The 26,414-nt window shown below is 46.3% G+C and carries 14 protein-coding genes; all 14 read right to left on the minus strand.

The features are described from left to right. Positions 1 to 267: 267 nt before the first annotated feature. Positions 268 to 909, minus strand: coding sequence for an acyltransferase (locus FVR03_RS18600; protein ID WP_255474293.1), 642 nt, complete (start codon positions 907 to 909; stop codon positions 268 to 270). Between the two features lie 51 nt (positions 910 to 960). Then, complete coding sequence (locus FVR03_RS18605; RefSeq protein ID WP_187270216.1) at positions 961 to 2,145, minus strand: glycosyltransferase family 2 protein; 1,185 nt, start codon at positions 2,143 to 2,145, stop codon at positions 961 to 963. Between the two features lie 114 nt (positions 2,146 to 2,259). Continuing rightward, positions 2,260 to 3,465 (minus strand): glycosyltransferase family 2 protein, encoded by a 1,206-nt coding sequence (locus FVR03_RS18610; protein WP_147923278.1) that lies wholly within the window; start codon positions 3,463 to 3,465, stop codon positions 2,260 to 2,262. A 162-nt stretch (positions 3,466 to 3,627) separates the two neighbouring features. Continuing rightward, entirely contained in the window at positions 3,628 to 4,575 is a 948-nt protein-coding gene (locus FVR03_RS18615; RefSeq protein WP_147923279.1) for a glycosyltransferase family 2 protein, read from the minus strand. After that, the gene (locus tag FVR03_RS18620; RefSeq protein WP_147923280.1) at positions 4,568 to 6,016 is read right to left on the minus strand and encodes an O-antigen ligase family protein; all 1,449 of its coding nucleotides are present in this window, start codon (positions 6,014 to 6,016) and stop codon (positions 4,568 to 4,570) included. Before FVR03_RS18620 ends, FVR03_RS18615 begins: the two co-directional genes overlap by 8 nt. A gap of 137 nt (positions 6,017 to 6,153) precedes the next feature. Beyond that, positions 6,154 to 8,331, minus strand: a complete 2,178-nt coding sequence (locus FVR03_RS18625) for a GumC family protein (protein WP_147923281.1) — start codon at positions 8,329 to 8,331, stop codon at positions 6,154 to 6,156. Further along, the gene (locus FVR03_RS18630; protein ID WP_187270217.1) at positions 8,328 to 9,071 is read right to left on the minus strand and encodes a TolC family protein; all 744 of its coding nucleotides are present in this window, start codon (positions 9,069 to 9,071) and stop codon (positions 8,328 to 8,330) included. The genes FVR03_RS18625 and FVR03_RS18630 overlap by 4 nt, the downstream gene beginning before the upstream one ends. Positions 9,072 to 9,083: 12 nt before the next feature. Then, a complete protein-coding gene (locus FVR03_RS18635; RefSeq protein WP_147923283.1) occupies positions 9,084 to 10,247 on the minus strand; it encodes a sugar transferase in 1,164 nt (387 codons plus the stop codon). An 11-nt stretch (positions 10,248 to 10,258) separates the two neighbouring features. After that, the gene (locus FVR03_RS18640) at positions 10,259 to 10,636 is read right to left on the minus strand and encodes a response regulator transcription factor (protein ID WP_147923284.1); all 378 of its coding nucleotides are present in this window, start codon (positions 10,634 to 10,636) and stop codon (positions 10,259 to 10,261) included. 1,179 nt (positions 10,637 to 11,815) lie between these two features. Then, entirely contained in the window at positions 11,816 to 13,684 is a 1,869-nt protein-coding gene (locus FVR03_RS18645; protein WP_147923285.1) for an ATP-binding protein, read from the minus strand. A gap of 361 nt (positions 13,685 to 14,045) precedes the next feature. Next, positions 14,046 to 15,431 carry a sigma-54-dependent transcriptional regulator gene (locus tag FVR03_RS18650; RefSeq protein ID WP_147923286.1) on the minus strand — a complete coding sequence of 462 codons (1,386 nt, stop codon included), beginning with the start codon at positions 15,429 to 15,431 and terminating at the stop codon, positions 14,046 to 14,048. 162 nt (positions 15,432 to 15,593) lie between these two features. Then, the gene (locus tag FVR03_RS18655; protein WP_187270218.1) at positions 15,594 to 17,519 is read right to left on the minus strand and encodes a response regulator; all 1,926 of its coding nucleotides are present in this window, start codon (positions 17,517 to 17,519) and stop codon (positions 15,594 to 15,596) included. Positions 17,520 to 19,428: 1,909 nt separating this feature from the next. After that, positions 19,429 to 20,445, minus strand: a complete 1,017-nt coding sequence (locus FVR03_RS18660; RefSeq protein ID WP_147923288.1) for a PorP/SprF family type IX secretion system membrane protein — start codon at positions 20,443 to 20,445, stop codon at positions 19,429 to 19,431. Between the two features lie 7 nt (positions 20,446 to 20,452). Next, on the minus strand, positions 20,453 to 26,414 hold a 5,962-nt coding region (locus tag FVR03_RS18665; RefSeq protein WP_147923289.1), incomplete at its 5' end, for a T9SS type B sorting domain-containing protein.

Raw genomic sequence — 26,414 nt, forward strand, 5'->3', positions numbered from 1 at the left:
GCTTTCGATCTTCTTCTTGTTTTTTGCCGTTATACCATCATCAATTATATAAAAACTCAACAGTTCTGACGACTTGTGGTTTTCTTCAATCGATTTAATTAACGGCGCTATGAGTATGGCATAATGGTTATCGCTGGCTAGTGCGATATTGATTTTCTCTTTCATAAGGTTGGCATTTTGAATTGCGACTCAATGTGGTTGAATGGTATAGGGTGTATATTTTGCTGGTTAACTGTGTATGTCTAAGAATGAAGTGCAGAATATTTATTAAACACTCTCTGCTTGCCAGAGCTTTGGAGCTTTCTCCCATTGCCCGGTGCTGAGGTTAAATTGCTTTAGTACCTTGGCAGGGTTACCACCCACTACCGAATAGGCGGGCACATCTTTGGTTACCACGCTTCCTGCTGCTACTACGGCATGTTTTCCTATCCGTACGCCAGCTGTAATTACAGCATTAGCCCCAATCCAGCAGTTATCTTCTATTACAATTTCGGCGGTGGTGCAGGGCTGGTCTTTTATGGGAACATGCACGTTTTCGTAGCCATGGTTTAAGCCAGAGATTACCACGTGTTGTGCTATAATTACCTTATTGCCAATAGTTGCCGGGCCAATTACCACATCAAAAAGACCGATAAAGGTATCGCTGCCAATGTGCACCGGGCCCATGCCATTGTTTACTACCGCGTAATCTTCTATAACGGCATTGCTGCCTACCGAAAACGGGTTAAACGGCAGCACATCTAACCGCGACTTGCCCCTGAAAACAGCGCTTTTGCCTTTTTTATGATAAAAAGGATTCAGGAACTGACGTACCCACCACCGCGGCCTTGCCTGGTTTTTAGGCATCAGCATATAAAGTGCTATTGCTTTCAGGCGGGTGTCGGTCTTTATTTTCTGTATCAGGTTCAAGGCGAGGTATTTTAAAAGATGTCGAAATTAATATTGTGGTCCGTGTCAGAATTACTCAACACCTACAGCAGGAACTGCCGAGCGGGTTGCTTTTTCCCAGGCTGCCGGTTGTGATTTTCGAACAAACCTGAGAAACCCGATAAATACGGCCACATTAATCATGGTGAAGTAAAGTGGCAAGAGCAGGGGTTTTATTTTTTTGCCTCTTGCTTCTGCCTGCCAGCCTACCCACGAACCAACATAGAACATAAGTTGTAGCGCAAACACGGCCATGTAGAAAAGACTGTTTTGCGATGCTAGAAGTAAATTTAGCGGTAACAGAAGCAACAGCATAAGCGGAGCCAAACTCCAGCGCAGTACCCGGTGCGATACGTACAGAAACGTTACCACCGGCTGACGAAACGGGTTGAGCAATGCGCTTAGCCTGAACATAGACTGCCAGCCGCCTGCACATATCCTGACTTTGCGTTTCATCTCTTCTGCAATAGAATCGGAGGGGGTTTCGGAGGCGTAGGCCAATGGCTCGTACACTACTTTAAAACCTTTCTCCACAATGCGTAACGACTGAACAAAATCATCCAGAATCGTATCTTTTTCGAGTGGCTGGTACAAGGCAGACCGGAACGATACTAACTCTCCTGCAGCACCCATTAGGCTGTAAATATCGGAGTCGCAGCGTTTCAGAAACGATTCATATTTCCAGTAGAGGCCTTCGCCAGCACCTGGTGCTGAATCTTGCGCCATTACTTTCTTCTCTCCTGAAACGGCACCTACCTGTGGGTCCTGGTAATGCTTGGCTATTTCTCTTACTGCCTCTTTGTTCAGAAAAGAATTGCAATCGGTAAAAATAACGTATGGTGTGTTTATAAACTCCATTGCTCTGTTCTCTGCCATGGCCTTACCTCCTCGTACAGGCGAGTGCAGGTGCAGTATCTGAGGGTAACCTGCCAGAATTTCGGCTGGGTTGTCGGTAGAGCCGTCGGTAATAAATACCAGGCGCAGTTTATTCTGTGGATAATCCAGGGCCAGACAGTTCTTTATCTTGCTCTCCAGAATAGGTGCCTCGTTGTATGCCGGAACTACCAGGGTAATTTCAGGCTCGTAGTGTTTCAGCTGTTTTTTCTGTTGAGAACCCCTTGCCGCTTTAGCCCAAACCCATGCCACCAGCGCATACCCGAAATAGGTATAGAACACAATGGCAGCGGCAATCCAGAAACTAATTTCAATAAATCCCATAGTACCTGCTAATCTTTTTTGCTGCTGATAAAGCTGCTGAAGAAACCTATGATGAGGAAAAGTATAGCGGGGAGGGCAAAAATTTCGAATGGCATAACGTAGTAATTTTAACTGTTAAACATGAACTTCTGTTGATACTGCTTTCACCTTGTGCGGGGTAGAAAGGAAAGATTTTTTGGCTTTATTAACCTGGAACAGTGCTTTTGCCATGCAGAAAATGGCGTATGGCACTTGAATAAAGGCCTTCCAGAGTTTCGGGTTTTTATAGAATCGGCCGGGCAGCGCTATAAACAGGGCGGCACCCAGCAGCAGGAGCAATACTCCCCAAAAAGCCGGAGCCGGGCCAAACGGCAACACCAGCGATGCTAGAAAAAGGAGACCCAAAACACCGATCAACAGCATGCGTGGTACCAGAAAAGCCTGTGCTACTTTGTTAAAGAACTCATAGTTGCCAAATTTCAGGAACTGCGTAACGCCTTCTCCGGCATACTTTTTCATGAACTCAAGTTGGGCGGCTATCCAGCGGGTACGTTGCTGTGTAAATACCTTGGCGTTCTCTATTTTCTCATCGTACACATACACCTTGTCGAGGTAGCAGATCTTATCCTGGTTCTTTGCAATCCTGAAGTCGAGCTCTTTGTCTTCGCCCACCGTCTCGCCAATGTTGTTAAGTAATTCTTTCAGGTAAGTAAATCCGAAAGCCATGCCCGAACCTATTAAGGCAGATGACATACCCACAGCAAAATGTCCTTTCCGGTAAATGTGGTTGTTTATTTCTTCGTTGCAGGCATCTAAAAAGGCAAAGGTCGAATCAAGGTTTTTGGCCGTTCTGTGGGCCTGCACCACTTTGTAGCCTGCCCCGAATGCCTTGTTTACTTCCTGCAGAAAATCAGCACCCATTATGTTGTCAACATCCAGTATGGCAGCTATGTCGTAGGTGTTTTCTGGTAAGGCATTAAGGGCGGCAGCCAGTGCCTTGCCTTTGGTGCTTTTCTCAAAGGCCACTTCTATTACACCAACGCCTGTGTTTTGTAGGGTGGCAATGGTTTCAGGCAACAGGCCGTCTGCTATCACAAATACATCAAAAGTGCCGGCGTACTGGTGGTTCAGGGCTGCTTTGCTGGTCTCAAGTATCACTTCGTTTTCCTGGTAAGCCGGAATCAGAATGCAGAACCGGCGGTCTTTTTTAAGCAGCTCCTGTAGAGGCTTCACCTTTTTATGACCTGCCAGCGAAAAGAACAGCAGGTAACAGCAGTTCAGTAACAGGAAAATACCAAGGCTATACAGTACTATATCAAAGAATAAATCGATTACAAACATGAAGATGTTAAGTTTTTTTGTAGCTGTTGGGCTTTACCTGCAACAAGTGCAGGTGCTTTGCCTGGTTCTTGTTACTTATATTAAAAATCGAACTCAAATTATTCTAATGAAAACGGCCTTCCGAAGCATTTTCAGGCTGTGTTAGGTCAAGGGTTGCGTTGCTTACTGTAGCGTAAGCTCCTGTATTTGGCGTTGGCTGGTGGTGCTCAGGTGCCGGGTTGTATAAATGTTCCGGTTCGTCAGGTTCCACCACAACCCTTTGGCCAGTGCCTGCAGGTGTTTCCACTCAAAGCGCAGGCCGAACTCCAGCATTTTCTTCGGAATGGCTGCTATCAAAAAGATCAGCATGCTTGTCCAGAAAGGCCAGCCGCTAATGTTTCTTCTAATGAAAAGCAGCCGGTTGCGGTTCATGTAATATGTTTTCAGAACAGATGCCTTACCAACCGATACAGACTCTTTGTGGTAGATGGTGGAGGAGGCAACGTAGTGGCAGCTGTAACCTGCCCGCTTTATCATTTCGCACCAATCCAGTTCCTCGTAGTACAGAAAGTAAAGCTCCGGCATCAGGCCAACTTTCTCTATCACCTGCCGGGGCACCATCATGGCAGCGCCATCGGCAAGTTTTGTGGTGGCACCCTGATTATGCTGCCCTTTGTCCTGCTCCAGCTGCCCAATGGTAATGCTGCGTCCGGTCCAGGGGTTAATGCCATGTGAGCCAGCATATTGTATCAGGTTATCTGTGCCGTAGTAGATAATTTTAGGAGAGGCAACACCAGCCTGCCGGTTCTGAGTAAAGAGGTGTACCATGGGCTCCAAAAAGCCTGGATCTACTTCAGTATCGTTGTTCAGAAAAAGTAGGAACTCGCCTGCTGCGTGTGCCACTCCTAAATTGTTGCCTCCAGCAAACCCCAGGTTTTTGGCCGACCGGATGAGCTTTACTTCCGGGTACTGAGCCACGATCTGCTCCGGGTTGTCTGAAGGTGAGGCGTTATCTACTACAATTATTTCGATGTTCGGGTAAGTTATTTTCCGGAGCGAGGCTACCATGTCGCAGGTAACGGCTGCCTGGTTATAATTAACCGAAATAATAGAGACCAATGGGCTAGGCATGTGCTGGTACTTGTAGTGGTGCTGCTTCTTTGTCTAGTTTAGGGCCCATGAAAATAAACGCCCACGACACGTAAATTATCATAGAAGACGGGAACATGTTCATGGTTTCGTTGCCGTAGCTAACTATAATTATACTGGTGAAGCCAGCTGTGAGGGCCATGAGTTTGTACCGCAGTCCTTTGTCTTTGGTGTTCCAGACTATGCCGCAGCTTTTGCCTATAATGTACATCATCAGGCTTATCCAGACCACAAAACCTACGATGCCATACTCTGCCCATATTTTAACCCAGTAACTATCTGGTGGAATAGTGGCCAGGTAGGTGTTTTTATTATAAGTTACACCGGTATAACCAATGGCACCCACACCACCTCCGAAGGGGCGCGATTTCAGGTAATCGGTGAGTTTGGCCTGGTTAATTAAACGTGCGTTAAAAGAGTCGTCGTTAGGTTTAACAGCAGAGCGCATCCTTCTTACTTCGAAGTGGCTCTCGCCGATGTAGGTATATTTCAGGAAGCCATAACCAGCTGCTACAACCAGTACTGAAAGAATAGTTAGCTTAATGTTTTTGTTGATGAATACCACAACTGCTATTCCTATGAACAGCGTGAAAACTGCACCACGAGTACCAGAAATAGATTCGCCGTATAAAAATGCCAGAGCTGCCACGGCGCACAAAGCGCGTTTCCATAATTTAAACGGACCCAGGGCCAGCACAAAGGCTATAATGAAGAGGTGTGCCTGCGAAGCACCAAATTGGCTGGCATCGGAGTAGAAGGAGAAGGCACGTAGCTGGCCCCAGATAAGGTGCGTTACATACCCATAAGAATCTAACCAAGATTGCTCACCAGGAAATAAACCTATCTTAATCTGCTTTACGCCATTTATAGTGGCCAGTAACGACATGGCTATAATCAGAATAAGGAAGGTGTTGAGATCTTTGTGCTTGTTAAAAACGACCATGCAAAGCGGCACAGTCAGTAACCAAAGCAGTGTGTAACGGATATCTACCATCCAGCCCAAAAAGCTGGAGCCGGCGGGGTTAAGTAACTCCAGAATGTTAATAAACATCCAGATAGCGCCAATTACGTTAATTTCGTTGCGTGCAAACGACCAGTCGAATTGCTTGCTTGTATGAAAGATGGCTCCCAGCCAGGAAAATATGAGTAAGCCTTCTATTACATACAGGTATGGGAAGTGGCCTATTTCTCTGGCAAACAGGTTAAAGATAAAGCAGTAAGCTACAAAGGTGATAATACCTACCTTTGGTTCAGTGAAAACAGAATAGACAAAAGGTAATACTAGCAAAATGCTAAGCATTATGCCAGGTACCAGCAGACCAAACTGAGCAGTTACCCAGCCTATACCCACAGCTCCGATTACTACGAGTAGCAATGTAAGAGTTGGTGCCTTTTTTTCAGAAGATATTACAAGTTGCCTCATGTTGGTGAGCGTTTGTGCTGTTGATAAGAAGTAAGCTGGTGATTTAGTTTAAATTCTTCTTTCGCTCCGGGCCCGCTCCATAGCGGGTGGAGCGAAAGAAGAATTCAGGAATAAAGTATTAAGAAATAAGGAGCGGCTTAGGCAGTAGTTAAGGCCTTTGGTGCCTGCAGGGCTTTCTGCTCCTGCACCACATGTTTAGGACGAACAACTACCATTTCTTTTGCATCATCTGACTGAACAGCGCTCAAAACAGTTTCTATTGGAGCATTCGTAACTTGCTGAATGTTCTCGAACATGATTTTGTCTGCTTGTTGCCAGGCACGGTTAGAGCGCACAGTAAGTAGTACCAGGTCCAGGTGCTTCAGCAACGACACAGGGTAAGTATCTTCGAGCAGGGCAGGGAATTCTACCAGTATAACTGCGTTATCGAGGTATCCTACACCAGCCAGGTCAGCAACACTGGCATCAGCCAGCACACCGTGAAGTGGTGCATAAAAGCTGCTGTGTGCGTCTGCAACGGTCTGTCCTTTGTGGTTCTCAGGGTACAGGATTTGTGTTTCGATACCCATAGTAGAGAGGCTGTTGGCCAGGGTGTGGCAAAGTGCCGTTTTGCCTTCGCCAGACATGCTGCTGAGTACACCAACTACAAATGGTCCTGCAGTGCTGGTTTTCTGTCGCATTTTAAGAATAAGCTGGCGTGCCAGTTGGTCTTCTGCGTTCTGAGCAAGTAGTAACTGCTTGGCATTTGTGGCATCTGTTTCTGGCAACACACCAAATATGGGGTACTGCATTTTTTTAGCTGCAACAGATGGTTTGCGAAGCGACTGGTCTAAGAAAGCATGCGCCAGAATAAAACCGAGTGTTAATAAAAGCGCTGCAATACCACCTAAAACAGTAATAATAACACGCAGCGAGGTAATAGGGCTGCCAGGCAGGTAAGGCGGATCGATAACCTTCAGCTGCGAAATAATCTCGAAGTTCTGCTGGTTCAGCTTGCTTTGCTTCAGTCCGTCTAACTGTGCCAGGTACTCCTGCTCTGCCATATCTACTTCTCTGATAATCATCTTGTTCTCAGCGCCAAGTGGCATCAGTTTCTCATACTCTCTGGCATACATAGCCTGCTGCTTGTTAATCAGGCTCATTTTGCTTTTCAGCTCTTCAATTAAGAAGGTTGTTTTAACCCAATCAGTCAGTAAAGCGGCTGTAGGTAAACCCTGCATGGTGTGGGTGTTGGTGTAGTGCTTGTCTACAGAGCCCAACATCTTTTTAGAAAGTTCGTCAGCTTCTTGTTTCAGAGCGTTCATGCGGCTTTCCTGTGCAGCGTTTTTGTTGCCTTTGTTTAACAGCTCCAGCTGCACAATTTCGGTTGTGATTTTTGAGAGCTTGTTTTTAAGCTGCAGTACCTCCTGGCTGTACAGGTTCGGAACGCCTCTGTCTTTTAAGTTTTGCTCCAGCGAGTTCAGCGTAGAAAGTGCGCCGGCATAGTCAATCTCCAGGTCATTGTACTTACCCATCAGGTTGTTCTTTTCTGTTGCAGTAGAACCAACCTGTGAGTTAAAGTCGATGATGTTGTTGGTTTTCTGGAAGCTCAGCAGGTTTTCTTCTGCTTGTTTCAGTTTCTGGAAAGAAGCCTCTGTCGCTTTCTCAAAATAATCGACTACAGACTCAGACTGGGCAGTGAACAACTTTCTGTGGTCACGGATAACCAGTTCGGTTAACAGGTCGAGCGTGTTTTTAGTGTTACCTGCGTCGTTAGAGGTAAAGGAGATCTGCAACAGGTCACTTTCGCCAATGCGTTTTGCCACAATCGTACTAAAAGCTTTGTCAGAATAAATCATGTCTTCTGAGTTAATGATATCGCGGATAACATTGCTCTTAGATGCATGGTAATAAGCCGACAGGTTTGCAGCTGTTTCTTCGGCGGTTGCTCCAATCAGTTTGGCTTTTAAAGCAGCTGGCACCAGCTCCTGCAGCGTGTTGTAGGTGCTTTCCTGCAGCACGGTAGCATCATACGATTTCAGCATCAGGTGCGATGCCAGTAATTTAAACCCTAACTCTTTTCTGATATCTCTGGAGTCGATGATAGAGATTAGGTTAGCGAAAGCGTTGTTTGCGGCTTTGTATTGAGCGCTGCTTTCGGTTACGTTGCCTAGGTTATACCCTGTTGCTATACCTGTATAAATGGTGGTGTCGGAGGTGTACTGGTCATCCTGGTCTCTGGTGAAAAAGTAGATGGATGCCATCGTAACAGATGTTACTGCTACAAGCAGAAACCAGTTGCGGCTTATAAGTTTGAAAATTTCTGTTAGCTTCATTTTATTTGTATTAAGTCGATTATACTCATTCCAATTGTTTCTTCCATCATCAGAAGATTTGTTTCATAGTTGATTCTGGCTGACTCCAAGGCCACGGCAGTAGTAGTGTAGTTCTGCTGTACCGTAGACATAACATCGATCATTATTTCGCCAGCTTTAAACTGTTTCTCTGCCAGTTCGTTGCCTACCACCGCCGACTGGTATGCCTGCTGATGCAGCTCTAACTGCGACTTAGCCAGCACAATGCTCTGGTACATGGTAATTACACGCTGCCTGATCTCCCTCTCAGTTAACTTTCGGCCGGCTTCTACCTGTGCAATGGCCAGGTCTTGTTGCTTTATGGTGTTGTGGCGGCTTAACAACTCGCCTAGTGGTAAGGCCACGTTAAAGCCCACTGAGTAGTTAGCCCGTAGAGGCGCGTCGAAGGCGTTGAAGGAGTTTACTGGTTCGCCACCCCAACCAAAGTTGTTCCAGGTGCCATATTGGTAGGAAGATGTTAAAGCAAAACCGCTGTAAAATCTTTTCTTTAGAATCTTCTTCTGCTCCAGTGCCATCAGTTTGCCGGCATCTGCATGTTCCAGTTCTGCGGCATTCTTAAGAGCGGCATCAATTAATATGGGTAGGGCAAACTCTGAGTTGAAAAGCTTTTTTTCCCAGTCGGGGCTAAATGCGGTATCGGCCTGGGCAAAGGCAAACATGCCGTGCAGCACCAATAAAATTGCGAGTGAAATTTTTTTCATATTAAACATTTTTTAAACATTTTCTTTTTGAAACATGGCTGGTATAGTTTTAAGAATAATAAGTAAGTCTCGCTTAAAGGAATAGTGCTCTGCGTATTCTATGTCAAGAGCTTTGCGTTCGTCTTCCGACATGTTTCCTTTGCCGCGTTTGCTTACCTGCCAGAGTCCTGTAATGCCTGCCGGTGCAATAAACCGGGCTGCAAACTGATCGGTGGTTATTTTTTCGGCTTCGTAAAGCGGCAGCGGCCTGTTTCCGATAATGGACATGTCGCCGCGCAGTACGTTATAAAGTTGTGGCAGCTCATCGAGGCTTGTATTCCTGATAAAGGTGCCTATTCGGGTAATGCGCGGGTCGTTTACTATCTTAATAAAAGAGGCACCGCCTTGTTCCTTTTTGTTTAGCTGGTATTGTTTCTCACAAATTTCTTTGCCTGCTGTGTCGACCAGTATTTTCTGGCAGCTTGAGCCGTAAGCCTCGCAGGTCTCGCAAAGGGTGCTGGCATCTGCGAAGCTATGTTGCGTGTTTGCCTGGTACTGGTTCTTATCTTTCATCGTGCTTAGCATCTGGTCTGCGTTTACACGCATCGAGCGGAACTTCCAGAATTTAAATATTTTGTATCCTTCGCCTACACGGTAAGAGTAATACAGGGCAGGGCCTTTCGACTCCAGTTTAATCAGCAACGCTATCAGCAGCAGCACCGGCATCATGCATAGGAGCAAGGTAGCCGAAAACAAGATGTCGAAAGCGCGTTTGCGGTACGAGTACTTAAAGGCATACACACTTGGCTTCTGGTCTGCGGCTGCTTTTTCAGGATTTGTCAGGTAGTTTAGCCGGGTTACAATCGTCTGCTTATCGGGCAGCTGGGTGTAAATATCTGCTACCCCTGCCTTTAGTAGCAAGGCCTTTAGTGCTGCCGAAATGGGCTCTTGCGTTATCCAGAAAACGGGTAGTGGCAGGTCCATGTCTTTTTTAATCCTTCTGATCAGTTGTAGTCCTAACGGTGAGGCCGGGCTAGTCGCGTTAAAGATGGCATCTGGTTGTTCATCCTGTGTTAGCCAGGCCAGTACGTGCGACGGGTTGTCAAAATGCTGCACCTCAAATTCATCGCTAAAAATTGTTTGAAAGTCCTGTGCCTGCCGATGGTCTGTTGCCAGATATACTATTTTTCTTCTCATGGCCGACTTTCTTAAATTTTGATTCTGCGCAGCATGTTCTTTATCCTGATGTCGAGTTCTTCGGGGTTAAAGGGTTTTATCATGTAATCGTCTGCACCTTCCCGCAGGCAGAGTATTTTGTCGCTGGTTTCGTCTTTTCCTGAGAGCATCACCAACGGAATATCCTTAAAGAAAATGCTGGATTGTAACTGCCGTATAAATTCGAATCCATTCATAAACGGCATTTCGTAATCTGCTACTATACAGTCTACATGGTTTCCTTCCTGCAGCCAGTTCATGGCTTCCTGGCCATTTAATTTAATTGTAACTGCGTATTCTTTAGCGAAGTAGTGTTCCAGAATAAGTCCGATAGATGGCTCATCATCTACGATAAGTAATTTTTTTTTCATATAATTTAATCAGTTAAACTGATGTCTTTATGGTAGTTATTATGACTGTAGTGTTAGGCTGTTACCTTAAAAAGGAAGACATTTAGAAGTGAGATTTGCCAGCTTTGTATTATTTTTAAGTAAATCTGCATTAACCTTCTGCAGGGTCTATTAGAAATATCGTGCCAGCGCCAATAAATAATATAAAATGTATTATAAATACTAAAATATGCCCCTGTTGCAGTATTTAGCTGTTTTTAACCAGCATTTTAGCTCATCTGACTTTCAGCTGCAGTAATAATCTGGTTCAAAATGAACAATGTATTCCCAAAATGAAACTAACGTATTCTGGATTCGATATTTCAGGTTCAGGCGAAGCAGGTAATCTCTTGCCAGAATCCGAAACTGTAGAACTTCGGAAAGGGCCTCAAAAGGTAAGACATTTGCTTTTTCGCTTCGGTTGAAATTGGCATTCGCTACTGTATATCGCTGAAATGTTGTGTGGCAGCCACTGGTCCTGCGCCAGTCTTGTTATCAGTCAAGGGCTGTATAGGCTCGAATAACCTATTTATATGGGCCAGAACCTTCAGAATAGTAAACACGAGCGAGAGCGCTTGCATTAAGATAATTTAGAATTTGGCAGAGACTTAGTTTATGTAAGCAAGTTCTACAGGGTACAACGAGCCTATTTCAGTGTTCGCTTCTAAATTATTCGAATGGAAACAGCCTCCAGAAGGTTTTTCATCAGAAGTTAGCCAAGGGTGTACCTCGCGTTTAATCTGGTTAGGTGTAAGCGTAGGTGAGCAACAGTAAGCTTGCTGGTTACTATTGTAGCCTTAGTGGGAGAGGCTCCAAAGAGGTGGTGTAAACAGAGCAGTACAAATTTTTTGAATGAAAATGGCCTTCAGAAGCTAAATGCGTTTCTGAAGGCCAAGGGTGTTACTTTGCTAAATATGATCAGTTATATCAGGTCATCATTAAATCAGGTTAGAAGGCGCCAACCCAGGCTGCTGCTGCTGGCTTAAGCTCGCTTTACTCCGGGTGTTTATTGCCAAACTTAAAAGTACTGTAATGGTAATTCTATCAGATAATCTGAAAGTTAACCTGCTACCAGGTTTCAAATTATTTAAATGAAATGAGCCTTCAGAAGATGTTTTGCCTTTTTAGCGTCCAGGGTAGCTGCTGCTGTACTAAGTGTGGCTAGCTTTCTACCTGCAGTAGCTGCGCAAAAACCTGAAGCACTTTGTTCGTGGTCTGCTGTACTTTGGCAAATAGCTCCTCGGCCTGGTGTAGCTCTTTCCTGGTTCGGGCAATGCTTTCTAACTTCTTGAGTGCCTCTGCAGCCTCTGTAATTTTAATGTTGCCAAATGTAGATTTAAGCCGATGGGTAATGTGGGTTACCTGCTCCCAGTCTTTCTGCTCAATAGCTACCTGCAGCTCATGTAGTTGCACAGGAACGGTGTCTAAAAAGAGCTGCTGCATCCTCCGTATAAACACGGCATCGTGGGCCAGGTCTCCTAAACCCGAAAAATCGTATAAGGCAACTGGTTTCTGCTCTACCTGAAATTTCAGTTTGCTGGCTGGTTTGCGCCGCAGCGGCTGACCAGTGTATTTCGATATAATCAGGAAAAGATTTGTTTTGTTGTAGGGCTTTAGAAGGTAATCTGTAAAGCCGGCACTTTTATAGCGGCCTAAATCAATTTTATGTGCGTTGGCCGTAAAGGCAACAATAGGCGTGTTTTTGTTTGGGCTGTGCTCTTTCCGGATGCGGGTGGTGGCCTCAATGCCATCCAACTGAGGCATCTGAATGTCCATCAGAATGAGGTCGTAATTTTTGATTCTGGCTTTGTTAAGGGCATCTTCCCCGTCAACAGCCACATCCACTTTAATGTCGCATTCTTCGAGTTGCGAAATGGTTAGTAACTGGTTTACCTGGTTATCTTCTACCAGCAGCAGGTCCAGCCCCTTCATGGGTTTTTCTGGCTGCTGCCCCTGTTCATCGGCAGCGCTTTTTTCGCTTACCTTAAACGGGAGCTTAAAGTAAAATTTGCTTCCCTGCCCGGGCTCGCTTTCTACCCATAACTGGCCGTTCTGCGCTTCTATCAGGTTTTTGCAGATGGTGAGGCCCAAGCCTGTACCCGCAAATAAAGGTGAGGTGCTGTGGTTTGGCTGGTTTAAGCTATGCAGCAGATTGTTAAACTGCTCCTCCGTCATGCCTATACCGGTGTCCTGCACGCAGAACTCAATCGTCAGGTCGTGGTTGGTCGTATCTACTACTTCGCTCGAAACTATTATTTCACCTTTCTTGGTAAACTTAATGGCATTCTTGATCAGGTTTATCAGGATTTGGTTGAGCCGGAAAGGGTCTCCTTCTACAATAGGGATGTTAGTGGCCGGCTCTTTGTAAATAAGCGATAGCCCCTGCTCCGTTGCGGATGCCTCCAGGCTGCGTACCGTGTCGCGCAGGGTGGCCGAAATGTTAAACGGAATAAATTCTACGCGAAGCTCGCCGGCATTTATCTTGGCATAGTCTACAATGTTTGCCGGCAAACTCAGCAGGTTGTCGGCAATAGAAAGTATAATGTTCAGGTACTCTTCCTGTGCTTTGTTCAGGAAGCTCTTTTTGATGAGCCGTGCCATGCCGATAATAGCGTTTATCGGCGTCACAATCTCATTTGTCATGTTCGTTAAAAAAGCATCTTTTGCCTTTACAGATTCTGTGGCAGCTACTACAGTTTCTTTCCAATCTGTAATCTCCGACGATACGGAGAGTAGGTAATAAACTCCGTTTGGTTGGGCCATAGGTGTTTTAGTAGTTTCGTACCAAACCTTGCTGCCGTTTTTAAGTTTATAGAACTCTTCTATTTTGGTTGTCTCGCCAGATTCCAGAATATCCAGGTCCCGCTCATGCGCGTAGTCCAGTTCATGCGTACCATTCAATAATAACTCCTCTACGCTCAGACCTTTTAAGGCGGCATAGGCGCTATTAGCCAGTACAAAGTTACCCAATTCATTTTTTACATAAATTGGGTTAGGGTTGATTTCGATAACTTGCTTAGTAATTTCCATTTAAGCTTTGAACTGCTACTTTATTTACAAAATAATGATTTAATAACTCAGCCCGGAGACTCGCTTTACCTGCCAGCCTGCTCTTGCGGCACCTGTTCCTTAACTAAAGGAGTTGGGTTGTTGTATGCCGATGGCGCATTTTTTTGCGTTAGGCAACTTTTAGGCAATGCCATCACATCTGGTTTATAGCCAGTGTCTACTAGGCGCTAGCTAGCTGTAATTGACTAAGGATGTTGTTCATATTTTGTATGGCAGGTTGCTGTTGCAGCAATCTGTGAGGGAGTTAGTTTAACCATGCCCTGGCTGTAGGCGGCTTTAGCACAGCTTACAGCCAGGGCAACGGGAGGTGGTGGAGCAGGTGCTAATTCTTATCGGCTAGGTAAACTTCTCTTTTCCTGATCATTCTATAGATAGTCGACTTCCCGATTTTTAGCTTGTCGGCCACACTCAGTACGTTGTAATTATATTTGTCCAGGTATTTCTGTACAGTTTCGGCTATGTACTCATCCAGGGTTTTTTCTTCCGGAAAAGGCGAGGTCTGCAAGTCCTGCTTTTGCTCAGGCAACTGTATATCTTCAGGCGAAATAACGTCTTTGTCTGAGAGCACTGCCGCCAGTTCCACCACAGCTTTCAGTTCCCGCACGTTGCCAGGGTAGGTGTGCTTTAGCAGTACTTTCTGCGCATCAGGAGAAATTCGCTTCGGCGTCATGTCGTTCTGCAGGCAGAAGTCTGCCAGCAACTTCTGCGCGATCAGGAGCAAATCGTGGCCTCTCTCTCGTAGGGGCGGTAAATGCACCTGTATGCCAAGCAGCCTGTAATACAAGTCTTCTCTGAAGTTCCCTTTCTTTACCTCCTCTATCAGGTTACGATGGGTAGCAGTTAAAATACGAACATCAATAGCTACGGTGCCTTTGGCGCCAATACGGGTAACCTCTCGTTCCTGCAAAATCCGGAGCAGCTTACTCTGCAGGTTAATGTTCATTTCGCCTATCTCATCCAGAAAAAGCGTGCCGCCGTTTGCCTCTTCAAATTTGCCTATGCGTTGGTGTGTTGCGCCTGTAAACGAGCCTTTCTCGTGGCCAAATAATTCGCTCTCGAGCAACTCACTCGGAATAGCGGATATATTTACGGCTACAAAAGGTTTGTTCGACCGGTTGGAGTGCTGGTGAATAGCTTTGGCTATAAGTTCTTTACCTGTGCCTGTCTCGCCCGTAATGGTTACGTTTATATTGCTGTTCGAGGCTTTCTCTACAAGCGTAAATATCTTCTGCATCGGCTCTGAACTCCCAACAAGTTCGGTTCCGAGCGAGTATTTCTGCTTCACCTCTTTGCGGAGCACTTCAATCTCTTTTTTAAGCGAGATGTTTTGCTTTATCTTTTCAACAATGCTCCAGATGCGCTCTTTTGTTTCGTCGTTTTTAGCGATATAATCATGCACTCCCTGCTTCATCAGGTCCACGGCTTTGCTTATATCATCTTGCCCCGACACCACTAAGGTGTACGTGCTTGGGCTAACGGCCATAATCTTCTTCAGAATCGTTTCGCCGGCATAACCCGGCAGGTAATAATCCAGGGTAACAATGTCAGGAGCCTCGTGCAACCTGCTCATAAAGCTGTCTACATCGTTAAAAACCTCCACACGATGGTCAGGGTTAAGAGAAAGATGGTAAGACAAAAACTGAGAGTACCAAAGGTCATCTTCCAGAACAAAAATGGTTGTCGGGGGCAAGTTTTCTACTACTGACATATGGCGTAAACTGGATGTAATAAAATGTTATTTGAAGTCGATTTTTAACTGTAAAATACGGGTAAAATTTGGTATTAAAAAGCTGTGTACTGTCTTTCTCGGCGCTTATTTAGAAATTCGTATGCTCAGAACTATTGCCGAAACAGCCGTAAGTTTTACTGGTTACTGGAGCACGCGCAAATCATTTATCTGCTTTACCAGTTTGTTGTAGAGTACCTGCGGAATAAAGGGCTTTGTCAGGTAATCGTTTCCGCCCAGGGCCATTACTCTATTCTGTTCTTCTTCGCTTGAGTTGGCAGTAAGTGCTACAATTGGCATCTGGTAGCCTCTGCCCCTGATTTCTGAAATGGCTTCAAAACCATCCATTAGCGGCATGTAGAGGTCCATCAAAACCAGATCATAGCTGGTAGCTTTTATTTTATTCACTGCTTCTACACCATCATTGGCTGTTTCCACTTCTGCCTGCCAGGAGGTGAGTAATTGGGTTGCTACCATCTGGTTGAATGGGTTATCGTCTATCACCAGAATTTTAGTTCCTTTCAATCCTGCATGCTGAGTCTCAGCAGCGGTTTTACCTTTTGGAGCAGCAAATGAGGTTTGAGGCTTGGTGAATTTCAGGTACACCGAAAATTCGGCACCCTTACCTGGAGTGCTTGTTAACTTAATGCTTCCTTTATGCAGGTCAACGAGTTTTTTTGTAATGCTAAGGCCCAGACCTGTGCCGCCGTACTGGCGGTTAATGGCAGTGCTCGCCTGTGTATAACTTTCAAAAATAAGCTGTTGCCTGTCTTCCGGAATGCCCATGCCTGTGTCGTTTACTTTAAACTCCAGTACCCAGTCCTGATTCGATTGGTATACCACATCTACTGCCAGGTTAACTTTGCCCTTATTGGTGAACTTAATAGCGTTACAAACCAGGTTGTTCAGAATCTGGGTCAGCTTTGTAGGGTCTCCGGCTACCTCTGCCGGTGTGTTCAGGTCGAAGGTAAGGTCGAAGGTAAGGTTCTTCTCAAGGGCTTTAGGTAGCAGCGAGCGGTGTATATCGCGAAGTAAATCTTTCAGATTGAAGTTTATCTTCTCAAGCTCTAGTTTGCCGGCTTCTATTCTCGAAAAATCAAGAGTATTATTTATGAGCCCCAGCATGTTCTGTGATGAGAAATGAATAGACTCCAGGTTAGACTTATTATTGTCTACAATGCTTTCTTCCTGCAACAGCAGGTGGGTAAGACCCATAATGGCATTAAGCGGTGTGCGTATTTCGTGGCTAAGCACCGATACAAACTCCGATTTTACTTTATTGGCTTGTTCAGCCTTCTCTTTTGCTGCTAGTAATTGTTTCTCATATTTTTTGCTTTCGGTAATGTCCTGCATAATGCCGGCAATTCTAATTAATTTCGAGCCTACCTTTATCGATCTGGCCTTCAGGCGTATCCAGACACTGCCTTGGGAACCTGCCAGTTGTACCTCATGATTCATTTCGTTGCCACCCTCCAACAAAAGCTTGTTCCAGCTTTCTTGTATGGTGGCGCGGCAGTCTGCCGAGATGTAAGGCAGCAGCGAAAAAAAGTTGCTTAACTTTTTGCCCTGCGGGATGTTCAGCAACTGGTAAATGTAGTTAGAGCACACAAAATTCTTGGCAGCGGGAATATATTCCCAGCTCCCGATCTGTGCAAGTTGTTCTGTTTCCTGCAATAATACCGAGGTATGCAGGGCTTCCTGATGTGCTGCTATATGGCCTTTATGGGCGGTAACGGGTGCCGCCTGCTTTCTTCTTTTTCGATCGTTTGCCAGGTGCCTGCCTGCCTGCTCTTTTGCATTATGGTTTACAAAGGCAAAGGTGTCTATTTTCTGCAGCACAGACCCTCCTAAATAAGACATGAAGCCCTGTTTACCAGCGCCTGCTTTTGTGCCAGCTCCTTTCGTCTGGGGCATGTTCAGTTTGCTGACATCCATAAAGCACTGCGTCAGGTCTAAAGCACCCTGCGTTGGTGTGCTGTTCGTTCTCTCAGACTCCTGCTTAAACCATGGCCGTCTGATAAAGCTACCTACTTGTACCGGAGATCTAAAAGCACTTGCTATAAACTTCATGATAGAAATGAAGTAGGTTTTAAACTTGGGCTCAAAAAAATCAAGTGATTGCGGCTTCCTCCGACTTTCAAAGTTGATGGCGGTTGACGATTCAGACTTCATAAAAGAACTAAATTTGATGAAATGGTCGCTTAAGTGTAGTACGGGCACAGGAACCTATTCCATTATCATTTGAATAGATAGTGTGTACGGTACTATAAGCTGTTTTCAGAAAGGTAAAGGGGGCTTGGGGCAGTGGGTAATAGGGTACTCTTACTGGTGCTGATCACCGAAATTGGCGAAAAGAAAGATTAAGTTATGTTCTGGTTCTCTTTACTAAAATATTTATCAAAATCATGAATCATTTTAAGGCTAATTGTAACAAAATGAACCAATTAAATAGAGTTACCTATAATTAGTTTAAAGTTCCAACTCTAATTAAAGCTTAAATTTATAAATAATATTTGTTATTGTATGATTAATTTAAATAAAATTAATTTTTTTGAATATTATCTTTCAATTTACCACTAAAATGGTTTTGCTAAAGGGTTTAGGCATCTGTACCTACATCTAATAGCGATTCCCAATTTGGAGCTTAAATTTAAGCTTAATATTTTAAACATTACAATATTTAATTATATTATTTTTTAAAATATTTATCTCCTGCTTTAAATTGCCTTCTTACAAGCAGATAGATTGTTCTGGGCTATATTTTCTTAGTTCAATGTGTTTAACTATACCCTATAAACATCACACCTAAAGAAAATTTTATTTAGGAAGCTATACTTCTTTTATATTTTTTTGCACTAAAAAATCGGCTACTATTGGGTAATGTTATGTTACAACTGCTGTTAACTAAATATGGAAGGTAATATTATAAAAAAAATAATTTAGATTCTAATTATGTAATTGTTATGACTTTAATTTTAGCACATTACAATTTATTACTTTCATATTACCTGGTCATTCTTCTAAGTACCTTGTCAGAAGTTTTGGTCAGACTAGTGCTCTTCCAATTTAGTTTTTAGAATTAAAAGCCCAGCAAAAGTGCTTTCTCTACCTCATTTCTAATTTTTAATTTCTAATTTTTAATTTGAAAGAGCACTAGTTAAAAGCTTATTGCTCACTAAGTCTTAAATCTTTAAGAGCGACTTTGCATGCCAAGCTCTTCATTTTTGCTCTGTTATTTTATCTAATCACGTAGTAGGTGCCTAACAAAACTCACACAATTCCTAAATATAGCTATAAAAGCATATTCGTTACGAGGAGGCAAGTTATAAGGTTTTCCTTTTTCGGGAATTTGTTGAAAATTTTTAAACGAAAATCGTGTCGTTCCTCCGAAAGTTTAGCAACCTGGCAAATACATAATTGTTGTGGAGGGAGAGAGAGAAAGGTAATTTCGCGTGCTACTACTACTTGAAGCCTTGCAGACAAATCCATTCGGTGCTGCAGAGGTTCGTTAACAGTAGCCCTTTAATTATTCTAATGGTTTTTGCCTTCAGAAGAATTTTGAGCGAATTTTAGCCAAGGGCGAACGGTCGTTTTTCTGGTTATGCTACTCAAATTTACTAATTCTGAAAGCGGACCGATCCTTAATAAAAGGCATGTATAACTTTTCGGAATAGTGTTCTGCTTTCCTGTTTCATGCTCATGCGTCTTTTCCTTAACTTACGAGTACATGTTAGCGCAGCTGCGCAAATTATGCTAATCAAATTGCCCTTCCGAAGCTTTGGCGCCTGTTTTTTGCCAAGGGTACAGATAGGTAAGCAAGTTTTGTATAGTAGTTTCTGTTGCGCAAAGCGTTACCATTAGCGGCAACTGGTGCTGCTGCGGCTCAATTATACATGTGCGCAGGTATCCTTTCTAATAACCACAGGCCTCAGGAAAGTAGACACAGACAAGGATTTTTAATTTAGCCCAGCACCAGCTTTTACCAGATCCATTTGGGGCAGATAACTTTGCTAGGGTTATTCAGTTTTATGCCCAAAACAACTTCCTGGCTGTTTGCATTTACTTTGCTCATGTCTGAGGTGGCAAAATCGTAGGAGTAGCTTACATCGAGCAAATGACTGATATGGATGCCTGCCATAACTGCAGCTGCATCTTTCTGCCTGTAAGAAAGGCCTGCCCAAAACCGTTGCAGGTATATCGTTTTAATGTTTAGGTCTACAGCGGTTTGCCCCGTAGAGGGGGCTAGCTTCAGTAAAACCGATGGTGTGAAACTCAAATTATCCAGCACATTAACACGGTAACCACCGGTTGCAAAATAATGTGGTTGCATAGTAGCACGCGGACCATCGCCGCTGGCATACACGTCGTTGCCGCTCTTAACCAGTTGCGCCCCCGATACGCCCACAAAGAAGTCGGGACTATAAAGCCAGAGCCCTACGCCAAGGTCCAGTTTAAGAATATTAACTCCTTCTGCATACAGAAACGGATCGTCGGGGGTTTGCATTACAGCAGCATCGCGGTTAATGTTCATCTGCAAGAGGCCTGAATAGATGCCGCTGGAGAGGTTGATGCGGTTTGTAAGTGGCAAATGGTAGGCGTAGCTCAGGTTTAGCGAAGCAGTGCGCAGCAGGCCGGCTTTGTCCATTTGCGCAATAGCACCCACCCCGTGGTGCGGACTTACATGGAAACGGTTGTTGCGGTTGGCATTTGTTTTAGGGCCTCCAGCGTTCCTGTTCAATATTTTAAGCGGGAGCGCATTGCGGTCGTTTTTGTTTAAGGCTGTGTGTATGCTGGCATAGAACGTCTGAGGTGCTCCTTCTACTCCTGTCCATTGGGTGCGGTACCCAAAGCGGGCATCGGCATAGCTCTCGATACCTGCCACGGCCGGGTTAATGAGGTAATTATTCTGCATGTATTGGCTGAACTGCGCACGCTGCTGGCTCCAGGCGCTTATGCAAAAGCAGCAGGTTATGAGTAATGTTATAAGGTATTTCATGCTACTGTTACTTTACAAGTGTGATGCTTCCCGAAATTGCTTCTTCTTTCTCGTCTAGCTTAATAATATAGTAATAGGCCGCCATCGGCAGGGGCTTGCCGTTATGGGTGCCATCCCAGGGCATTTGGTAACCCGTAGATTCGAATATTTTAGCGCCCCAGCGTGTAAAGATCTGTACCTGGCAACGGGGGTATTTCTCTATGTTTTCGATGTACCAGGTTTCGTTTATGCCATCCCCGTTCATCGTCATAATATTCGATATTCTCACAGCAGGGAGTACAGTCACGGTTACTTCATCGGTAAAGGAGCAGCCTTCTTTTGAGGTGCCGGTAACCGTGTAAGTTGTTGTTTCTTTGGGTTGGGCAACCGGGTTTGCAATGTTGGCATCAGAGAGTGTGGTTGCCGGAGACCATGTATAGGTAGCGCCTCCTGTAGCTGTTAGCTGGGCTGTTCTGCCGGCAATAATAGTTACATCAGGGCCTGCATCAACGGCTGGCTCTGTTACCACGGCTGTTACTTTAACCCGGTCGCTGGGGCAGCCAAACGGGTTAACTGTTTGCACATAAAAATCGGTTGTAAACAGCAGAGGAGGTGTCTGGTAGGTTGTACCTGTTGCCAAGGGCACGCCTCCTTCTTCCTGGTCGAACCACTCGAGGGTGTAGTTGGCAGCCAGAGCGGTAGCAGTTAGCCTGGCAGACTCGCCTGGACAAATGGTGATGCCGCTGGCCTGCGGTGCCACCGGCTGCGGATCTACCGTTATTAACATGGCAAGACTCACACTCTCCTGGCAAGGCAGCGAAATAACTTTACGCCTGAACCAGGTGTTGCGCGTTAATTTGCCGGGGCTGTAATTCACCTGGTCGCTGTTGCCTGGGGCTACTGCAAAACCGGTAGTAGCACTGGTGGTGCTGTATTCCCACACATAGGTGTAGGTTCTGCTGCCGCCTGTTGGGGCAGAGCCAAACAGAGCGGCTGGTAGTGCACCTGCGCAAACACGTTGCGGCGACCCAATGGTATTGTTCGTTACCGGAGAGTTTACATCAATCTTTACGGCATTACTAACAGCTTCCGCACAAGGCCCTCCGGTAACAATGCGGCGGTACCAGGTTGTGCCCGTAAGTGGGCCAGGGGTATAATCGGCTGTGTTGTTCGTGCCAGCTGCAGGGCTGAAATTCATATTATCCTGGCTAGACTCCCAGAGGTACTGGTAATGGCCATTGCCGCCCGCTGGTGTTGTGCCTGCTAATGGCAGCGGAGAGGTGCCTACACATATTACCTGCTCGGCATGCACTATGTTATTGGTTATCGGTTTGTTCACTGTTATCTGGATGGGGGCAGAAACATGGGAGCAACCTTCTGAATAGACAGCTCTTCTGAACCAGGTGGTAACAGGCACCAGCCCGGGGTTATAATCTGCCTGCTCATGCTGGCCGGCAGCAGCAGCGAAACCTGCCGTTGCACTGGTTGTGCTGCTCTCCCACACATACCTGTACACGCCATTACCACCAGTAGGGGCTGAACCAGTGAGTGGAGCAGGTAAGGTGCCTTCGCAAATGGCTTGCGGTAGCGATACTCTGTTGTTGCTGATAGCCGGAGTAACGGTTACTTTAACCGTATTGCTTTGGCTCGGTGGGCAAGGACCTGCGGTTACGACCCTTCTGAACCAGGTAGTTTGGGTTAAGGCACCCGGGAGGTAGTCGGGACCTGTGTTGCTGCCACTGGCTGCTGAAAAACCTGCACTTCCGCCCACAGTGCTGCTTTCCCATAAAAAGGTATAGCTGCCAGTTCCTCCCTCTGGGGCAGATCCTGTTAATCCCATCGGGCTGGCTCCCATACAAATCAGTTGGTCTTCTGAAATGGTGTTAGCTGTAAGCTGCTCATTAACAATAATCTGAACGGGGGCACTTAAGTCGGTACAGTTGCCGGAGCTAACCACTCTTCTGAACCAGGTAGTTTGCGTTAAAGTACCCGCCTGGTAAGTAGCCTGTGCATTGGTGCCGGTGGCAGCGATATAAGTAAACCCATCGGTGCTCTCTTCCCAACGATAGGAGTATATGCCATCTCCGCCTGTAGGGGCGAGGCCGGTTAACAGGGCAGGTGCGCTGCCGGTACACACCGTCTGGTTCCCCGATATAGTGTTATTGGCTATAACCGGGTTTACAGTCACTTGAACAGCAGCACTGGCAACAGGTGGGCAAGGGGCAGATACGACCATGCGCCTGAACCAGGTGGTTTCGTACAGCACCCCCGACAGATAATGCTGGCCGCTGTTCATGCCGATGGCAGGTTTAAAGCCGCTGGCAGGGCCTTCGGTGCTGTATTCCCACAGGTATACATAAGTGCCATTGCCACCTGCAGGCGCTGAACCTGTAAATTCGGTTGGTGCTGTGCCAGAACAGATAGTGTGCGCAGCAGAAACGGTATTATTGCTGATGGTCGGGTTTACAGTTATTTGAACTGCCAGGCTGGTATGCTCGGCGCAGGGCGCAGAAATCACTTTTCTTCTGAACCAGGATGTTTGCGTGAGGAAGCCGGTGGTATAGTCCTGTTCATCGTTTTTGCCTGGGGCTGCTGTAAAGCCATCCTGTGCATTCAGGGTACTAACTTCCCAGATGTAGGCGTAGGTGCCATTTCCTCCGGTTGGCAAGGTACCGGTAAGCGAGATGCCGGTGCTGCCAGAGCAAACCGTTTGTTCAGCTGCGAGCAGGTTGTTGGCAATATTTTCCTGAACCGTTATTTCTATGGCTGCTGATGGGTTCGGGCAGTCGCCGGAGCTAACTACGCGCCTGAACCAGGTGGTTTGTGTGAGGGCAACAGGTTCGTAACCAGCTCTGTCGTTAATTCCGGGTGCAGGTACAAACAGGCCGGTCGGTCCGTTCAGGCTCATTTCCCAGGCATAGGTAAAACTGCCGTCGCCGCCTGTTGGTATGGTGCCGCTCAGGGCTACAGGTTTTGAACCAGTACAGATAGTTTGCGGTGCACTAATGCTGTTGTTACTCACCAGGCTATTTACTACTACCTGCACGGGAGCGGCCAGTTCGCTGCAACCGCCTGATGTAACACGGCGGCGATACCAGGTCTCCTGCGTAAGTGCTGGCGGCTGATAGTCTTTGGAAGTGTTTATGCCGGGAGCTGCCGTCCAGGTACTTGCGGTAGTGCTTTGTTCCCAGATGTAGGCGTAGGTGCCATCGCCGCCGGTAGGGGTAGAGCCAACTAAATCAGCAGGTTTTTCTCCGATGCATATAACCTGACTCGTGCCTATGGTGTTTGCCGCCAAAGCCGGATAAACAGTTACTGTAACGGGTGTTCTGGGGCTGGGGCAGCCGGTGGCATCTGTTACCTGCACATAATACGTAGTGGTGGCAGTTAGCACAGGTGTCTCGAAACGCAGGCCTGTATGCAGCGGTGTAGAGCTGGTCTGGTCGGCAAACCAATCGTAGCGGCCAGCGGGGTTGCCGATAACTAATGTTGCCATGCTGCCGGAGCACACAGAGGTATTAGCCATAGCAGGAGCAGTAGGCGCTGCGTTAACTGTTATTTTAACCGGAGCGGAGGCTACCTGGCAACCACCTGATTTGGCAACTCTCCTGAACCAGGTCGTAACAGCCAGTGCAGCTGGTGTGTATTCCCGTGCGGTGGCGTTCTGTATTTCAACAAAATTGGTGCTGGCACTTGTGGTGCTGTACTCCCAGGTGTAGGTAAAAGTGCCAGTGCCTTCACCGCCTGTCGGTTCTGCTCCGGTAAGTCTGGCAGGCGTATTGTTCTCGCAAATGGTTTGGTCGCCGGTAAGGGTGTTGCCGGTAATGGCAGAAGTCACTTCTACTTTCAGTACGTTGCTGAGGCTGGCATCGCAGACTCCGCCTGTTACCCTTCTCCTTAACCAGGTAGTCTGGTTGGCTGCTGCCAGTGTGTAATCGGGGCCGGAGTTGGTGCCGGGTGCCGCAGCAAAGCCAGTTGTCTCTGAGGTAGTGCTTATTTCCCAGAGGTAAGTATAGGTGCCGCTTCCGCCTGCCGGCGTAGTACCCGATGCTATAGTAACCGGCTGGCCGGTACATACATTCTGATCAGCGCCCAGTGTGTTGTTACTGATTGGCTCCTGTACCTCCACCTTTACTTCGGTTCTGGGGCTGGAGCAGCCTGCCGTTTCTATTACAGCATAAAATACCGCTGATTGGGTTAAGGCAGATGTTTCGTAGGTATCGGTGTTTTCTGCCAGTTTGAGGTTGTTGGCATCGTACCAGGTTATGTTACCACCTGCACCTGTAGCTTTTAAGGTAGCCTTGGCACCCCGGCAAACTACCAGCGAGGCAACAGTTGGAGCAGCAGGGGCTGATTTAACTTCTATAGCTACCGGCTCCGATTTGAGTGTACAGCCAGCAGAAATCACTTCGCGGTAAAACCAGGTCTTTTCGGGCACAACGCCTGGCGCGTAGTCTTTGTTATGCTCGCCAGTTATTTCAGTAAAGCCGGTGGTAGCGCTGGTGGTGCTTTTGTGCCACTTGTAAGTATAGTTGCCTTCACCACCGGTAGGCTCAGATCCGATTATGTTAGCTGCCGGACTTCCCACACAAATGCTTTGGTCAGCACTCAGGGTGTTGTTCGAGAGCTGATGAATGGTAATGGTCTGTGTTTTTGCTTCTGATACGCCGCATTCGTTTGTTGCCTGCACGGTAACAGTGTAGGTGCCGGCTGTTGGGAACTGTATGTTAGGGTACTGCGATTGGGCAGTGGTGCCACCGGTAAACGTAGCTGGTGAAGCGCCTCCAGTTACTACCCAGCTATAGGTGGTAATAGTGCCGTTTTTGGCATCGTAAGTTGGTTTATGTGCCGTGCTGGCAGCATTGAACTGGAGCGTCTGAGGTCCGCAATAGGTTTGGTTTCCTGGCAACGTGACCAAAGGTTTATCTTTTACGGTAAGGTTAGTGGTGGCGGTGCTAACGGCGCAGGAGTTAGAAGCTCGCAGGGTAATGGTGTAGTTGCCGGCCTCAAAAAAATTAAAGATCGGGTTGCTGCTGGAGGCATCGCCGCTGGCGTAAGAAAATCCGGTAGTAGGAGACACCGACCACTGGTAGCTCAATTCATCGCCCTCCGAGATATTATTTGTTGTTACCGGCAGGTTCTTACAGCCAGAAGCATCATGATCCATGGTGAAAATAGCCTTTGGCGGATTCATGACATTTACTTCTTTTGTTGTTTCCGTAGAGCCGCAACCATTGGTAGATGTAAGCGATACTCTGTAAACACCTGCTGTAGTAAACTTGATGTTCACGTTTTCGGAGGCAAGGGTGGTGCCGGCGGGTAAGGTCCAGCCGGTGGCAGGTTCAATTTTCCAGGTAAAAGCAGACTGGGAAGTACAATTGCCGGTATTGGTAATGGAGTTGCCGCTGACTGTGGTGTTCGAAAAAGGAATATCAGCACCCACGCAAATACCTGTGGGGCTAAAACCGAAATTTACCTGGGGCTTTGCTCCAATTCTGATGGAGCTTACTGCTACTTCTGTTGAGTTACACGGGTTTTCTGCTTTTCCATACAAGGTAAACTGATTGCCGTTTTTGCCACAGGAGCTGGTATTAAAAACATGTGTGATCTCAGACGGAACATTCTCCTGCGTGTATTCCTTTACTGGACTTCCGTCATCAAACCAAAAGGTGTATTTTGTGTTTGGAGTATTGGTCAGTACATTTTCTATTGGGAAGGTGTAGGTCTGGGGGGCACAGCCAACGGTATTGCCCGGGCTACCCATTTTCAGGCTTGGGTTGCTGCCGTTGTAGACCTCGTAGGTAGTAGAGGAGATGCAGCCATTCGTTCCTTCAACAGTAAAAACCAGCTTAAACGCTCCCAGTGCTGTGTAGGTATGCGAAATGTCGTTCAGGGTAGTAAACTCCTGAACCGGCGATTTGTCGCCCCAGTCGATGGTGTATTTCTTGTTCAGCGATTTTGTAGAAGAGTTGTTGCGGGCATTAACAAGG

This window comes from Pontibacter qinzhouensis, from assembly GCF_008017455.1.
Classification (GTDB): domain Bacteria; phylum Bacteroidota; class Bacteroidia; order Cytophagales; family Hymenobacteraceae; genus Pontibacter; species Pontibacter qinzhouensis.

Excerpts from the sequence above, each read along its gene's own strand:
- FVR03_RS18605 (WP_187270216.1), bottom strand. The coding sequence starts at position 2,145 with ATGGGATTTATTGAAATTAGTTTCTGGATTGCCGCTGCCATTGTGTTC.
- FVR03_RS18630 (WP_187270217.1), bottom strand. The coding sequence starts at position 9,071 with ATGAAAAAAATTTCACTCGCAATTTTATTGGTGCTGCACGGCATGTTT.
- FVR03_RS18620 (WP_147923280.1), bottom strand. The coding sequence starts at position 6,016 with ATGAGGCAACTTGTAATATCTTCTGAAAAAAAGGCACCAACTCTTACA.
- FVR03_RS18625 (WP_147923281.1), bottom strand. The coding sequence starts at position 8,331 with ATGAAGCTAACAGAAATTTTCAAACTTATAAGCCGCAACTGGTTTCTG.
- FVR03_RS18610 (WP_147923278.1), bottom strand. The coding sequence starts at position 3,465 with ATGTTTGTAATCGATTTATTCTTTGATATAGTACTGTATAGCCTTGGT.
- FVR03_RS18645 (WP_147923285.1), bottom strand. The coding sequence starts at position 13,684 with ATGGAAATTACTAAGCAAGTTATCGAAATCAACCCTAACCCAATTTAT.
- FVR03_RS18640 (WP_147923284.1), bottom strand. The coding sequence starts at position 10,636 with ATGAAAAAAAAATTACTTATCGTAGATGATGAGCCATCTATCGGACTT.
- FVR03_RS18635 (WP_147923283.1), bottom strand. The coding sequence starts at position 10,247 with ATGAGAAGAAAAATAGTATATCTGGCAACAGACCATCGGCAGGCACAG.
- FVR03_RS18655 (WP_187270218.1), bottom strand. The coding sequence starts at position 17,519 with ATGAAGTTTATAGCAAGTGCTTTTAGATCTCCGGTACAAGTAGGTAGC.
- FVR03_RS18615 (WP_147923279.1), bottom strand. The coding sequence starts at position 4,575 with ATGCCTAGCCCATTGGTCTCTATTATTTCGGTTAATTATAACCAGGCA.
- FVR03_RS18650 (WP_147923286.1), bottom strand. The coding sequence starts at position 15,431 with ATGTCAGTAGTAGAAAACTTGCCCCCGACAACCATTTTTGTTCTGGAA.
- FVR03_RS18660 (WP_147923288.1), bottom strand. The coding sequence starts at position 20,445 with ATGAAATACCTTATAACATTACTCATAACCTGCTGCTTTTGCATAAGC.